At 68.2% G+C, this 12,153-nt stretch carries 21 protein-coding genes; 3 read left to right on the forward strand and 18 right to left on the reverse strand.

The window, feature by feature from the left end:
* Nucleotides 1-108: 108 nt before the first annotated feature.
* From rplO to rplC, 18 genes are all read right to left on the reverse strand, one after another.
* The gene (rplO, locus tag KBZ33_RS07030; protein WP_254951719.1) at nucleotides 109-564 is read right to left on the reverse strand and encodes a 50S ribosomal protein L15; all 456 of its coding nucleotides are present in this window, start codon (nucleotides 562-564) and stop codon (nucleotides 109-111) included.
* An 8-nt stretch (nucleotides 565-572) separates the two neighbouring features.
* Nucleotides 573-1,238: a 30S ribosomal protein S5 gene (gene rpsE / locus KBZ33_RS07035; RefSeq protein ID WP_254951721.1), complete on the reverse strand. Its 666-nt coding sequence runs from the start codon at nucleotides 1,236-1,238 to the stop codon at nucleotides 573-575.
* 14 nt (nucleotides 1,239-1,252) lie between these two features.
* Nucleotides 1,253-1,618 (reverse strand): 50S ribosomal protein L18, encoded by a 366-nt coding sequence (gene rplR / locus KBZ33_RS07040; RefSeq protein ID WP_254951723.1) that lies wholly within the window; start codon nucleotides 1,616-1,618, stop codon nucleotides 1,253-1,255.
* Nucleotides 1,619-1,650: 32 nt separating this feature from the next.
* A complete protein-coding gene (rplF, locus tag KBZ33_RS07045) occupies nucleotides 1,651-2,190 on the reverse strand; it encodes a 50S ribosomal protein L6 (RefSeq protein ID WP_254951725.1) in 540 nt (179 codons plus the stop codon).
* 16 nt (nucleotides 2,191-2,206) lie between these two features.
* Nucleotides 2,207-2,608 (reverse strand): 30S ribosomal protein S8, encoded by a 402-nt coding sequence (rpsH, locus tag KBZ33_RS07050; RefSeq protein ID WP_254951727.1) that lies wholly within the window; start codon nucleotides 2,606-2,608, stop codon nucleotides 2,207-2,209.
* Nucleotides 2,609-2,628: 20 nt separating this feature from the next.
* A complete protein-coding gene (gene rplE / locus KBZ33_RS07055; RefSeq protein WP_254951729.1) occupies nucleotides 2,629-3,168 on the reverse strand; it encodes a 50S ribosomal protein L5 in 540 nt (179 codons plus the stop codon).
* Between the two features lie 122 nt (nucleotides 3,169-3,290).
* Nucleotides 3,291-3,647, reverse strand: a complete 357-nt coding sequence (gene rplX / locus KBZ33_RS07060; protein ID WP_254951731.1) for a 50S ribosomal protein L24 — start codon at nucleotides 3,645-3,647, stop codon at nucleotides 3,291-3,293.
* Nucleotide 3,648: 1 nt separating this feature from the next.
* A complete protein-coding gene (gene rplN, locus KBZ33_RS07065; protein WP_015109410.1) occupies nucleotides 3,649-4,014 on the reverse strand; it encodes a 50S ribosomal protein L14 in 366 nt (121 codons plus the stop codon).
* A gap of 10 nt (nucleotides 4,015-4,024) precedes the next feature.
* The gene (gene rpsQ, locus KBZ33_RS07070; RefSeq protein ID WP_015109409.1) at nucleotides 4,025-4,276 is read right to left on the reverse strand and encodes a 30S ribosomal protein S17; all 252 of its coding nucleotides are present in this window, start codon (nucleotides 4,274-4,276) and stop codon (nucleotides 4,025-4,027) included.
* A gap of 17 nt (nucleotides 4,277-4,293) precedes the next feature.
* The gene (gene rpmC, locus KBZ33_RS07075; RefSeq protein WP_254951732.1) at nucleotides 4,294-4,506 is read right to left on the reverse strand and encodes a 50S ribosomal protein L29; all 213 of its coding nucleotides are present in this window, start codon (nucleotides 4,504-4,506) and stop codon (nucleotides 4,294-4,296) included.
* A gap of 2 nt (nucleotides 4,507-4,508) precedes the next feature.
* Nucleotides 4,509-4,967, reverse strand: a complete 459-nt coding sequence (gene rplP / locus KBZ33_RS07080; RefSeq protein WP_254951733.1) for a 50S ribosomal protein L16 — start codon at nucleotides 4,965-4,967, stop codon at nucleotides 4,509-4,511.
* Nucleotides 4,968-4,983: 16 nt separating this feature from the next.
* On the reverse strand, nucleotides 4,984-5,712 hold the full coding sequence (gene rpsC, locus KBZ33_RS07085; protein WP_254951735.1) for a 30S ribosomal protein S3: 729 nt from the start codon (nucleotides 5,710-5,712) through the stop codon (nucleotides 4,984-4,986).
* A gap of 19 nt (nucleotides 5,713-5,731) precedes the next feature.
* Nucleotides 5,732-6,091, reverse strand: a complete 360-nt coding sequence (gene rplV / locus KBZ33_RS07090; RefSeq protein ID WP_254951737.1) for a 50S ribosomal protein L22 — start codon at nucleotides 6,089-6,091, stop codon at nucleotides 5,732-5,734.
* Between the two features lie 4 nt (nucleotides 6,092-6,095).
* A complete protein-coding gene (gene rpsS / locus KBZ33_RS07095) occupies nucleotides 6,096-6,371 on the reverse strand; it encodes a 30S ribosomal protein S19 (protein ID WP_216902559.1) in 276 nt (91 codons plus the stop codon).
* 35 nt (nucleotides 6,372-6,406) lie between these two features.
* Nucleotides 6,407-7,270, reverse strand: coding sequence for a 50S ribosomal protein L2 (gene rplB, locus KBZ33_RS07100; protein ID WP_254951740.1), 864 nt, complete (start codon nucleotides 7,268-7,270; stop codon nucleotides 6,407-6,409).
* Between the two features lie 15 nt (nucleotides 7,271-7,285).
* A complete protein-coding gene (locus KBZ33_RS07105; RefSeq protein WP_094586023.1) occupies nucleotides 7,286-7,588 on the reverse strand; it encodes a 50S ribosomal protein L23 in 303 nt (100 codons plus the stop codon).
* Nucleotides 7,581-8,216: a 50S ribosomal protein L4 gene (gene rplD / locus KBZ33_RS07110; protein WP_254951742.1), complete on the reverse strand. Its 636-nt coding sequence runs from the start codon at nucleotides 8,214-8,216 to the stop codon at nucleotides 7,581-7,583. Before rplD ends, KBZ33_RS07105 begins: the two co-directional genes overlap by 8 nt.
* Before the next feature lie 11 nt (nucleotides 8,217-8,227).
* Nucleotides 8,228-8,875: a 50S ribosomal protein L3 gene (gene rplC / locus KBZ33_RS07115; RefSeq protein ID WP_254951744.1), complete on the reverse strand. Its 648-nt coding sequence runs from the start codon at nucleotides 8,873-8,875 to the stop codon at nucleotides 8,228-8,230.
* Nucleotides 8,876-9,289: 414 nt separating this feature from the next.
* Between rplC and KBZ33_RS07120 the strand changes: the two genes are divergently transcribed.
* The 3 genes from KBZ33_RS07120 to KBZ33_RS07130 are packed head-to-tail and all read left to right on the forward strand — an operon-like array spanning nucleotide 9,290 to nucleotide 12,128.
* Entirely contained in the window at nucleotides 9,290-9,751 is a 462-nt protein-coding gene (locus KBZ33_RS07120; protein ID WP_254951746.1) for an NAD(P)H-quinone oxidoreductase subunit N, read from the forward strand.
* Nucleotides 9,752-9,798: 47 nt separating this feature from the next.
* A complete protein-coding gene (locus tag KBZ33_RS07125) occupies nucleotides 9,799-11,055 on the forward strand; it encodes a sodium:proton antiporter (protein WP_254951748.1) in 1,257 nt (418 codons plus the stop codon).
* Nucleotides 11,056-11,108: 53 nt separating this feature from the next.
* Nucleotides 11,109-12,128, forward strand: a complete 1,020-nt coding sequence (locus KBZ33_RS07130; RefSeq protein ID WP_254951750.1) for an LdpA C-terminal domain-containing domain — start codon at nucleotides 11,109-11,111, stop codon at nucleotides 12,126-12,128.
* Nucleotides 12,129-12,153: the final 25 nt, after the last annotated feature.

Here is a 12,153-nt window from a genome sequence, read left to right on the forward strand (position 1 = left end):
GGTGATGTCGGGAGTGGATGGAACGGGTCGATACGACCGGAGCCGCCTGCCGCAGCACAAGGCTACGGGCAGACGGCTCCGGGCTGGAGGCAGGGCAACGGCCCGGGCTCAGTCGATGACTTCGCAGCTGCCGCCGGCGGCTTCGATCTTGGCGCGGGCCGAAGCGGTGAAGGCGGCGGCCTGGACCGTCAGTTTCACCGTGAGTTCACCATTGCCGAGCACCTTGAGCGGGTAGCGGGGGCTGGTGACCAGACCGGCCTGCTCCAGGGAGTCGAGGCTGACGCTGCTGCCCGCCTTCAGCTCACCCAGCCGTGACACGTTGATCACGGTGTAGTGGGTGGGGTTGATGACCGGGAAGTGCTTGAGCTTCGGAATCCGGCGGTAAAGGGGCATCTGGCCACCCTCGAAGCCGGGGCGGGTGGGGCTGCCGGAGCGGGACTTCTGGCCACGCATGCCGAAGCCGCAGCTGGCGCCCTGGCCGGCGGCGATGCCGCGACCCTTGCGCAGCTTGCGCTTGCGGGACCCCTTCTGGGGCTGGAGGTTGTTGAGAGAGAAGGACGTCATGGCGGGCCTCAGGAGTAAATCTGCTCGAGGGAGATGCCCCGCTCCTTGGCGGTCTCCTTGTGGGTGCGCAGGCCTTCGAGGGCCTGCATGGCGGCGCGGGCGTTGTTGAGCGGGGTCTTGGAGCCCAGCCGCTTCGCCAGCACGTTTTTGATACCGGCCAGTTCGAGCACGGTGCGGATCGAACCGCCCGCGATCACCCCGGTACCGGGGGCAGCCGGGCGGATCAGCACGCTGGCGGCGCCGTCGCGGCCGTTGCTGAGGGTGGGGATCGAACTGTTGCGGGTGAGGGGCACCTTGACCAGATGTTTCTTGCCATCGGCCACGCCCTTGCGGACGGCGCCGATGACATCGCCGGCCTTACCGACGCCCACGCCCACCTGGCCGCGCTCGTTGCCGACGACGACGATGGCCCGGAAGCTCATCTTCTTGCCGCCTTTGACGGTCTTGGAGACACGGCGGATCTGCACCACCCGCTCCTGCCATTCGGAGTCGCGTTCCTGGCCGCGGCGGTTGTCGCGGCCACGGCCGCCGCCGCCGCCCCGGCGGTCGCCCTTGGCATCGCCGCGGCCGCCACCGCCGCCCCGGCGCTGCTCCTGCTGGCCTTCAGCAGCGGCGGGGACGTCGGAGGCCGCAGGTACGGCGCCGGTCTGGATCTGGTCGTTGGTTTCGGTCATGGTGAGAGCAGGGATCAGAACTGAAGGCCCGCTTCCCGGGCGGCGTCAGCAAGGGCCTTGACCCTGCCGTGGTACAGGTTGCCGCCGCGATCGAAGACCACCTGCTGGATGCCCTTGGCGAGGGCGCGCTGGGCGACGAGCTGGCCCACGGCGACGGAGGCGTCACAGGTGGAGCTGGCCTGGACGCTGGTGCGCAGGTCCTTGTCGAGGGTGGACGCAGCGCAGAGGGTGCTCTGGGCGTCGTCGTCGATGACCTGGGCGTAGATGTGATTGTTGGAGCGGAACACCGCCAGCCTGGGACGGCTGGCGGTGCCGGAGAGCAGACGACGCAGGCGGCGGTGACGCTTCTGGGTCTGCTGTTTGCGGGAGAGGGTAGACATGGGGGATCAGACGGATGACGCTCGAGCAGACCTCATTTCTTGCCGGTCTTGCCGGCCTTGCGCAGAATCCGCTCACCTTCGTACTTGATGCCTTTGCCTTTGTAGGGCTCGGGGGGACGAATGCCGCGGATCTTGGCCGCCTCGTTGCCCACCAGCTCCTTGTCGGGGCCGGAGACGAAGACCGAGGTGTTGTTCTCGACCGAGAAGGTGACCCCTTCGGGGGGGACCATCTCCACCGGGTGGCTGTAGCCGGCGCTGACCACGAGCTTGCGCCCCTGGACCTGGGCGCGGTAGCCGACACCGATGATCTCGAGCTTGCGGGTGAAGCCTTGGCTGACCCCTTCCACCATGTTGGCGACGAGGGTGCGGCTGAGGCCGTGGCGCTCGCGGGAGCGACGGTGGCTGCTGGTGGGGCTCACCACCACCGTGCCGCCGTCCTGGCTGACGCTGACGCCCTCCGGGAGAACGCGGCTGAGTTCCCCTTTGGGTCCCTTCACGGTGACCGCCAAGCCATTGAGGCTGACGGTGACCTTGTCGGGAATGGGGATCGGGGCTTTACCGATACGAGACATGGAACAACTCCTGGGATCAGTAGACGTAGCAGAGCACTTCGCCGCCGACGCCCTGCTTGCGGGCATCACGGTCGCTCATCACACCCCGGGAGGTGGAGATGATCGCCACGCCGAGGCCGCCCAGCACCTTGGGCAGCTGGCGGGTGTTTTTGTAGATGCGCAGACCGGGCTTGCTCACCCGCTGCACGGAGCGGATGGTGGGCTGGCGGTGCTTGCCGCTGTATTTCAGCTCAAGCACCAGCTGGCGCTGCACGCCTTCGCCTTCTTCAGCGATGGTGGCGATGAAGCCTTCCTGTTGCAGCACGTTGGCGATGCTGCGGATAAGCCGCGAGGCGGGAATCTTGGTGCGCTCGTGGCGCTTCTCACTCGCGTTGCGAAGGCGGGTGAGCATGTCTGAAACTGGGTCGTGGTTGGCCATGGTCGTGTCCGGGAGGGGGCTCAGGTATTGCGGAACGGCATTCCCATTTCGCGGAGGAGGGCCCGGCCCTCTTCGTCGTTACGGGCGTTGGTCACGATCGTGACGTCCATCCCCCGGATGGCATCGATCTTGTCGAAGGAGATCTCGGGGAAGATGATCTGCTCCCGGATCCCCAGGGTGTAGTTGCCCCGGCCGTCGAAGCTCTTGGGGCTCACGCCGCGGAAGTCGCGAATGCGTGGCAGCGCCAGGTGGATGAGACGCTCCAGGAAGGCATACATCCGCTCGCCCCGCAGGGTGACGGCCACGCCGATCGGCATGCCCTGGCGGATCTTGAAGCCGGCGATGGCCTTCTTGGCGCGGGTCACCACCACCTTCTGACCGGTGATGGTCGCCAGTTCGGTGATCGAAGCCTCGAGGGACTTGGCGTTCTGGGCGGCTTCACCGAGGCCCCGGTTGACGGTGACCTTGACCACCTTGGGAACCTCGTGGACGTTGGAGAGGTTGAGATCCTTCAGCAGTTTCGGCTGGATCGTCTCCCGGTAGCGCTGTTTGAGTGACATGACGGGGGAATGGTGGTGCGCTTCTGGACGTGGTCAGAAGGCGGACGGGGGAGGGGAGCAGGGACGCGGAGCGGGGGGGACGTCGCGCGGTGGGGCGTGGGGGGCGACGCGGTGGGGGGCGGTCAGTCGATCACCTCCCCGGTCTTCTTGAGACGGCGCTTCTTGCTGCCGTCGTCCTGGACGACGATCCCCACCCGGCTGGCGACCTTGTTGGCGGTGGAATACAGCATCACGTTGGAGGCATGCAGGGACGCTTCCTCGGTGACGATGCGGCCCGTCTCGCCTTCCTGGGCGGGTTTGACGTGGCGGGTGCGCAGGTTGATGCCCTGCACCACGACACGGTTTTCGTTGGGCAGGGTGCGGAGCACCTCGCCGGTCTTGCCCCGATCCTTGCCGGCGATCACCTGGACGGTGTCACCTTTGCGGATGCGCATCTTGATGCGCTCGACGGGCCTGGCTTTGGGGGTTGCGGCGGCCATGTCAGATCACCTCCGGAGCGAGGGACACGATCTTGGTGAAGTTGCGCTCACGCAGCTCCCTGGCGACCGGACCGAAGACCCGGGTGCCCTTGGGGTTGTTGTCGTTGCCCAGGATCACCGCGGCGTTGTCGTCGAAGCGGATGGCGTTGCCGGTGTCACGGCGCAGTGTGGCCCGGGTGCGCACCACCACGGCCTTGACCACATCCGACTTCTTGACGCCCATGTTGGGCATGGCGTCCTTGACGGCGGCCACGATCACATCGCCCACGTGGGCGTAGCGACGGTTGGTGCCGAGCACCCGGATGCACTGGATGCGCTTGGCGCCGCTGTTGTCAGCGACGTTGAGGAAAGTTTCCTGCTGAATCATGGGGGGTTCCTCAGCCGGCGCTGGTTGTGGAGAGAACTTCGGCCACGGCCCAACGTTTGGTGCGGCTGAGGGGACGGGTCTCGGTGATGCGGACCCTGTCGCCCACGCGGCAGCTGTTGGCTTCGTCGTGGGCTTTGTAGCGGGTGGTGCGGCGGACGGTCTTCTGATAGATGGGGTGAGGGAAGCGGTTTTCCACCGCCACCACCACCGTTTTGTCCATCTTGTCGCTGACGACGGTGCCGACCCTTTCCTTGAGTGCCATGGGGATCGAGGGGGGAATCAGGAGGCGACGGTGGAGCGCTGACGCTCCTCCTGCACCGTCAGCAGGTGGGCCAGCTTGATGCGGGCCTCCTTGAAGCGGTGCGGCTGCTCCAGACGGCGGGTGGCCTGCTGGAAGCGGAGGTCGAACAGTTCGCGACGGACGCCGTCGATCTGTTCGCCGATCTGGGCGTCGCTGAGCGAACGCACGTCGGTGATGGTGGGACGGGCCATGGTCAGGACTCCACTGCGAGGGCGGGTTCGGGGGCGGCTGCCACCTGATCGGCCAGGGCAAGGAACTTCGTCTTGACCGGCAGTTTGTACTGGGCCAGACGCATGGCTTCCTTGGCGATTTCGGGCGTGATCTCGGGACCACCCATCTCGAAGAGAATTCGGCCCGGCTTGATCACGGCCACCCAGAATTCCGGGTTGCCCTTACCGGAACCCATGCGGGTTTCGGCGGGTCGCATGGTGACGGGCTTGTCGGGGAAGATCCGGATCCAGATCTTGCCCCCCCGCTTGACATGGCGGGTCATGGCACGGCGGCTGGCTTCGATCTGTCGGGAGGTGATCCACCCGCACTCTTGGGCCTGCAGGGCGAAATCGCCGAAGGCGATCGTGTTGCCGCGCGTGGCGACGCCGCGCATACGGCCTCGCTGCTGTTTTCGGAACTTGACGCGTTTTGGACTCAGCATGGTTCAGGCCTCCTGATCACTCCTCGTTGGAGCGGTCTTCAAACTGTTGCGGCCGGCGGTTGGCCCGGCGTTTCGGTGCTCCACCCACGGGCAGCTGATCTTGCTGACCGGGAAGCAGCTCCCCTTTGAACACCCAGACCTTGATGCCCAGGACCCCGTAGGTGGTGGTGGCCACCTTGGTGGCGTAATCGATGTCGGCGCGGAGCGTGTGCAGGGGCACGCGACCCTCGCGGGTCCATTCCGTCCGGGCGATTTCGGCGCCGTTGAGGCGGCCGCTCACCTGGAGCTTGAGACCCAGCACCCCGGCCCGCTGGGCGCGTTGCACCGCCATGCGCATGACGCGCCGGAAGGCCACCCGCTTCTCCAGCTGCTGGGCGATGTACTCGGCCAGCAGGAAGGCGTCAGCGTCGACCCGCTCCACCTCGACCACGTTGATGCGCACCTGACGGTGGGCATCGCCGAGGGTCTTCTGGATGCCGGCGCGCAGCTCCTCAATGCCGCTTCCCTGGCGGCCCACGAGAACGCCCGGACGGGCGGTCTTGAGTTCCACTTCGAGCTGGTCGGCCTTACGGGCGATCAGCACGTCGCTGATGCCGGCGGCGGCATACTTCTTGTTGATGAACGACCGGATCCGGTCGTCCTCCTGAAGGAGGACGGGATAGGTCTTGCTTGGGGCGTACCAGCGGGAGCGGTGATCCTGGGTGATCCCCAGGCGCAGGCCGGTTGGATGGATCTTGTGTCCCATCGGGCGGTGTCCTCGGGGGTCAGGCGGTGGGCGCTGCCACAGCAATGCTGATGTGGCAGGTCTGTTTCTTGATGGCGAAGGCGCGGCCCTGGGCTCGGGGCCGGAACCGCTTCAGGGAGGGGCCCATGTCGGCACTGGCCTGGCAGATGACCAGGGTGGCCGGATCGAGGCCGAGGTTGTGCTCGGCATTGGCGACCGCGGAGCGGAGCACCTTGGTGATCGGGCCGGTGGAGCGGTAGGGCATGAACTCGAGCATGATCAGGGCGTCGCGGTAGGTGCGACCCCGGATCTGATCGAGAACCCGGCGCACCTTCGACACGGAACCGCGGATGAAGCGACCGTGTGCCAGGGCCTGGGTGTCGGGTGTGGTGGTTGCCATCGGATCAGCGGCCTCCCTTCTTGTCTTTGATGTGACCGCGGAATGTGCGGGTGGGGGCGAATTCGCCCAGCTTGTGGCCCACCATCTGCTCCGTCACGTAGACGGGCACGTGGGCCTTGCCGTTGTGAACGGCAATGGTGTGACCGATCATCATCGGCAGGATGGTGGAGGCCCGTGACCAGGTTTTGATCACGGTCTTGTCGTCGGCAGCGTTCTGCCTCTCCACCTTGCGAAGCAGGTGGTCGGCGACGAACGGACCTTTTTTGAGTGAGCGTCCCATGGCGGATCAGGCGAACAGCAGAGCGGTGTTGGTCATCAGGAATCGCGTCCGCCACGGCTCCGTTTGGAGGTGCGGCGTCGTTTCCGCAGCACGAACCGGTTGCTCGGCTTGTTGCGCTTACGGGTCTTGAAGCCCAAGGCGGGTTTGCCCCAGGGCGTGACAGGACCGGAACGGCCGATCGGTGCCCGGCCCTCGCCGCCCCCATGGGGGTGGTCGCAGGGGTTCATCACGCTGCCGCGCACTTGCGGACGGCGCCCCAGCCAGCGCTTGCGGCCGGCCTTGCCCAGGCTGGTGTTGCGCTGTTCGGAGTTGCCGACTTCACCGAGGGTGGCGTAGCACTCCCGGCGCACCAGCCGCACCTCGGTGGAGGGCAGCTTGAGGGCGACGTAGTCGCCTTCCTTGGCCACCACCTGGGCGCTCGCCCCGGCGGTGCGCACCATCTGGCCGCCGCGACCGGCGTAGAGCTCAACGTTGTGAACGCTTGAGCCCAGGGGGATGGCCGAGAGGGGCAGGGCGTTGCCGTTCTCGATCGGGGCCTCGGGACCGGAGATGACGCTCTGGCCCACGGCCACGTTGGCGGGCGCCAGGATGTAACGCTTCTCGCCGTCGGTGTAATAAAGCAGCGCCAGACGGGCGTTGCGGTGTGGGTCGTAGTGGATCGCGGCCACCTTGGCGCTCACCCCGTGCTTATCGCGACGGAAGTCGACGATGCGGTAGAGGCGCTTGTGGCCGCCGCCGCGGTGGCGGCAGGTGATCACGCCGCGGTTGTTGCGGCCCTTGTGGCGGTGCTTGGACACCACCAGGCCCCGTTCCCGGTTCTTGCCCGTGATGTCGCTGAAGTCGGTGACGACCAGCGTGCGGGTGCCGGGGGTGATGGGCCTGTAGTTACGGATTGCCATGACGTTTCAGATCCCTCAGGACTCAGGGAACAACTGGATGGCGTTGCCTTCGGCAAGGCGCACCACGGCTTTCTTCACCTGGGCGCGTTTGCCGGCGAAGCGGCCCACCCGACGGGAGCGGCGGGGGGGATTCATGGTGCTGACGCCGACGACCTTGACGTCGAACAGATGCTCGACGGCCGCCTTGATGTCGGGCTTGGCGGCCCGATGGTCCACCTCAAAGGTGTACTGGTTGATCTCGATGGCCCGGGTGGCCTTCTCAGTGATCAGCGGGCGACGGATCACGTCCGCCAGCCGGCCTGCAAAACGCTCAGACATCGCCGTAGACCTCCTGAATCTTCGCCAGTGCCTCTTCGCTGAGCACCAGCTTGTTGGCATGGAGCAGATCGAACACGTTGAGCTGATCAGCGGCGATCAGCTTCACCTTCTCGAGGTTGCGCACCGAGCGGGTCACCGCTTCGGGGGCACCGTCGAGGATCAGCAGCACCTTGTCGCCGGCCTCGATGCCGAAGCGGGACAGGGCGGCGATGATCTCCTTGGTCTTCGGGGTGTCGAGTCCGGCGCCGAAGCCCTTCACCACGGTGATGTCCGCGACGCGACTCATCAGGGCGGTGCGCAGGGCCAGGCGACGCTCCTTGCGGTTCATCGCCACGGCATAGCTGCGGGGCTTGGGTCCGAAGATCACGCCACCGCCGGGCCGCAGCGGGGTGCGGATCGAGCCCTGGCGGGCCCGGCCGGTGCCTTTCTGCTTGTAGGGCTTGCGGCCGCCGCCGGCCACTTCGGCGCGGGTGAGGGTGCTGGCGGTGCCCTGACGGGCATGGGCCAGCTGGCGCACCACGGCCCTGTGCAGCAGGCCGTTGGCGGATGTTTCCTTGGCGACCTTGAGGTCGAGGGGAGCCTTGCCGCTCTCCTTGCCTTGCCAGTCGCGAATCACACAGTCAGTCATGGGTGTTCTCCTCAGTTCGCGGCGGGGACGCCAACCCGCCGGGCCGGGCGGATGTCGAGCAGGGCGCCGGGCTTGCCGGGTACCGAGCCCTTCACGACCAGCAGATTGCGTTCCGCATCCACCTTGAGGATGGTGAGGCCGCGGGTGGTGATCTGCTTGCCGCCGTAACGGCCAGCCATCCGCTTGCCGGGGTAGACCCGGCCGGGGGTGGTGCCGGCGCCGATGGAGCCTGGTTCGCGGTGGTTCTTGGAACCGTGGCTCATGGGACCACGGCTGAAGCCGTGACGCTTCTGCAAGCCTGAGAAGCCGCGACCGATCGTGTCGCCGCTGACGTCAACTTTCTGGCCGGGGCTGAAGTCACCGACGGTGACGGGCGCTCCCAACTCAAGGCCGTCGATGGCCTCCAGCCGGTATTCCTTGAGGTGCCGCAGGGGCTCCTCGCCGGATTTGGCCAGGTGGCCCTTGGCGGGCTTGTTGACGAGCTTCTCGCGGATGTCGCCGAAGCCGAGCTGCACCGCGGTGTAACCGTCGGTGGCTTCGCTCTTGAGTTGGGTGATGCGGCAGGGACCCGCTTCGATCAAAGTGACCGGAATGGATTTGCCATCTTCGTCGAAGAACTGGGACATACCCAGCTTCTTCCCGAGAATGCCGATGGACATGGGAGGGAGAACAACACCAGCTGGACGGCCGCGGCGAGCCGCCATGGATCGAAGGCCGAGGCCCGAAATCCTTGGAGGACCCGCTGGGCGGCGGGGGGCTGAATTCGTGGAATCGCAGATTGACCCGAAGGTCAGGGGCTAGCGAGGCGAATCAGCGGGCTGGGACTTGCCGGAAGCGTGGAGGCCTCGGGCAGTATCCCGACGCTCACAGCTGCGACGAGCGCGGCAGGAGTCGTACGGGCCAGAAAGGGTTCGTCATCAGTGACAAACCCCGTGCTGTTCTCTGGAGGCCCGGCTAGCGGACGGGCACAAATCATCAGCACAAGAGCCAACCCTACCCCATGGTGTGCACCACCACCCCCCGAGCCCCTCACCGGCTGCCAGACTCAGCCAGCGATCCGCTTCAAGCTCCCGATGCCTCTGCTGATGACCGGCCGTGGTTTCCGCACCGAGCTGGAGCGCTGCGGCGCCCTCGCCCTGCTCGTTCCCCTGGAGGGGGGCGCCGAAACCCGCCTGCTGCGGCGGCTGCGGGCGGCCGGCTACCGGGCTCACCTCACCTCCGCCCGGGGGCTGGGCGATCCGGAGGCCTATCTCCTGCAATTGCATGGCATCCGTCCGCCCCACCTGGGCCACCACAGCGTCGGGCGGGCGGCCGCCGTGGGCGAGGTGCAGCGGGTGATGCCCCTGCTGGGCCCCCAGCTGGCCGGCGATGGGCCGGTGCTGCTGTGGCTGCTGGAGGGTCAGGTGCTCAGCAGCTCCGAGCTCAGCGCCCTCTGCGACCTCTGCCGCCGCGAACCGCGGCTGAAGCTGGTGGTGGAGATGGGAGGCGCCCGGGCCCTGCGTTGGCAGCCGCTGGAGCAGCTCGTTCCTGCCTGAGCTGGTCCAGCCCATAGCCTGGGCCCGTCCCGCGGACTCCATGGGCGTTGAGTGAGCGGCTGGCACTGATCTGGGGTTCGGCCTTCTTCGCCGGCTCCCTCGCCCAGGCCACGGCCTGGGTCACCGGCCAGCCCGCGGTGGTGCTGCTGCTGGGCATGGGTCTGCTGGCGGGCCATGCCGGCTTCGACATCGTCCATCCCGAGAACCTCGGCGCCGGCCTGGAGCCCTTGGTGGGTCTGCTGGTGAGCCTGGTGCTCTTCGATGGTGGGCTCAACCTGCGCCTGGCTGGCCGCGACCTGCAACGCTCGGTGCTCCAGCTGGTGCTGGTGCGCCTGGTGTTGGGGCTGCCTGTGGCCGCCCTGTTGGCCCACGCCCTGGCGGGTCTGCCCTGGTCCCTGTCGCTGGTTTATGGCGCGATCGCCCTGGCCACCGGTCCCACCGTGGTCACGCCGATGGTGCGCCAGCTGCGCCTGGCTCCGAAGCTGGGCCAGCTTCTGGAGGCGGAAGGACTGATCCTCGAACCGGTCAGCGCCGTGCTGGGCCTGGTGCTGCTCCAGGTGACCCTGGGCGATTTCGGCGGCTGGCAGGAGGTGGCCTCCCGGCTGTTGCTGCGGCTGGGGGGCGGGGTGGCCCTCGGCGGACTGGCGGGGCTGCTGCTTTCGGAGGCTCTGCGGCGGCTCGGCACCCTGGCGACGACCAGGGGGGGGGACGGGTCTGCCCTGGCGGAAGCCAACGGCCTCGAACTGCAGCTCACCCTGGGGGTTCTCTTTCTGATGTTCAGCGGCTGTGAGGCCCTGCTGCCGGAATCGGGCTTGCCGGCGGCGGTGAGCGCCGGGGTGGTGGTGGGACTGCGCCTCGATGCGGCCGCGACCCAGCTCGATGCACTGATTCGCCAGCTGGCCATGCTGGCCATCACCGTGCTGTTTCCTCTGCTGGCGGCCGATGTCTCCTGGGCGGAGCTGAGCCCCCTCGGCCTGGGAGGCGTGGGCTGCGTCGTGGCCCTGATGCTGGCGCGCTGGCCGCTGATCCAGCTGACGGGCCTGGGCCTGCCCAGCCTCGACTGGAAGGAGAAGACGCTGCTCAGCTGGATTGCCCCGCGGGGCATCGTCACTGCGGCGGTGGTCAGCCTCTTCGCCCTCGAACTGGACCGGGCCGAGGTCCCCGGCGGCGGCGCCCTCAAGGGGCTGGTGTTCCTGACGATCCTGATGACCGTGGGCCTGCAGGGGTTCACCGCACCCTGGCTGGCGAACCGCCTGGGGCTCGCCCAGCCCGAGGCGGCGCCGGAGCTGCCTCAGGGCGGCTGAGCCCCGAGGCGGTGCCAGGATCGGCCCATCCCGTTGCCAAACCGATGGCTGCCATGGCCCGGGACCCGGAGCACGCCCTGGCCCGGGGGGGCTGGGTGAAGCTGATCGGCGGAGCCAGCAACCAGGATCTGGCTGCCATCGAGGATCTGGCCGGCATCCATGCCCTGGCCGGCGTGCACTGCATCGATGTGGCGGCCGATCCGGCCGTGGTGGCCGCCACCCGGCGCGGCCTGGCCTGGGCCGAAGCCCATGGCGCGGCGCGCCCGTGGCTGATGGTCAGCCTCAGTGATGGCCTCGACCCCCACTTCCGCAAGGCCTGGTTCGATGCGCGGCGCTGTCCGCCCTCCTGCCCGAGGCCCTGCGAGCGGGTCTGCCCCGCCCTGGCCATCGATGCACACGGCGTCGTGGCGGCGCGCTGCTACGGCTGCGGCCGCTGCCTGAGCGCCTGTCCCCTGGGGCTGATCGAGGAGCGCAGCCAGGTGCTGGAGCCGGCTGCCGTGGGGGCCCTGCTGGCGCAGCTGGCCCCCGACGCGGTGGAGCTGCACACCCAGCCCGGGCGGTTGGAGGCCTTCGCCGAACGGGTGGCGCAGCTGGCCGCCAGCGGTGTGGCCCTGCGCAGGGTGGCGGTCAGCGCCGGCCTGGAGGGGGGCGCCACGGCCGAGGGGCTGGCGACGGAGCTCTGGCAGCGTTTCCGCCTGCTGCGCGGGGCCGGCTTCCGGCCGCTCTGGCAGCTGGATGGGCGGCCGATGAGCGGGGATGTGGGGGCCGGCACGGCCCATGCGGCGGTGGGGCTGCTGGAGCGGCTGGGTCCGCTGGCGCCGCCGGGCCCGCTGCAGCTGGCCGGTGGCACCAACGCCCACACCCTGGCCGTGTTGGCGCGCTCCGCCGCCGGACCGCGGGCGGCCGGGGTGGCCTTCGGTGGCGTAGCCCGGCGGCAGTTGCAGCCCCTGCTGCTGGAGGCCCAGGCGGAGGGACGGCGGCTGCTGGACCTGCCCCGGCTCTGGCCCCGGGCCCTGGAGATCGCCGTGGCCCTGGTGGGCCCCTGGCTGGCCCGCGATGTCGCCGGCCCCTGAGGTCTGGCTAGAACGAACGGGCAGC

Source organism: Cyanobium sp. Cruz-8D1, assembly GCF_024345975.1.
Taxonomy (GTDB): domain Bacteria; phylum Cyanobacteriota; class Cyanobacteriia; order PCC-6307; family Cyanobiaceae; genus Cyanobium.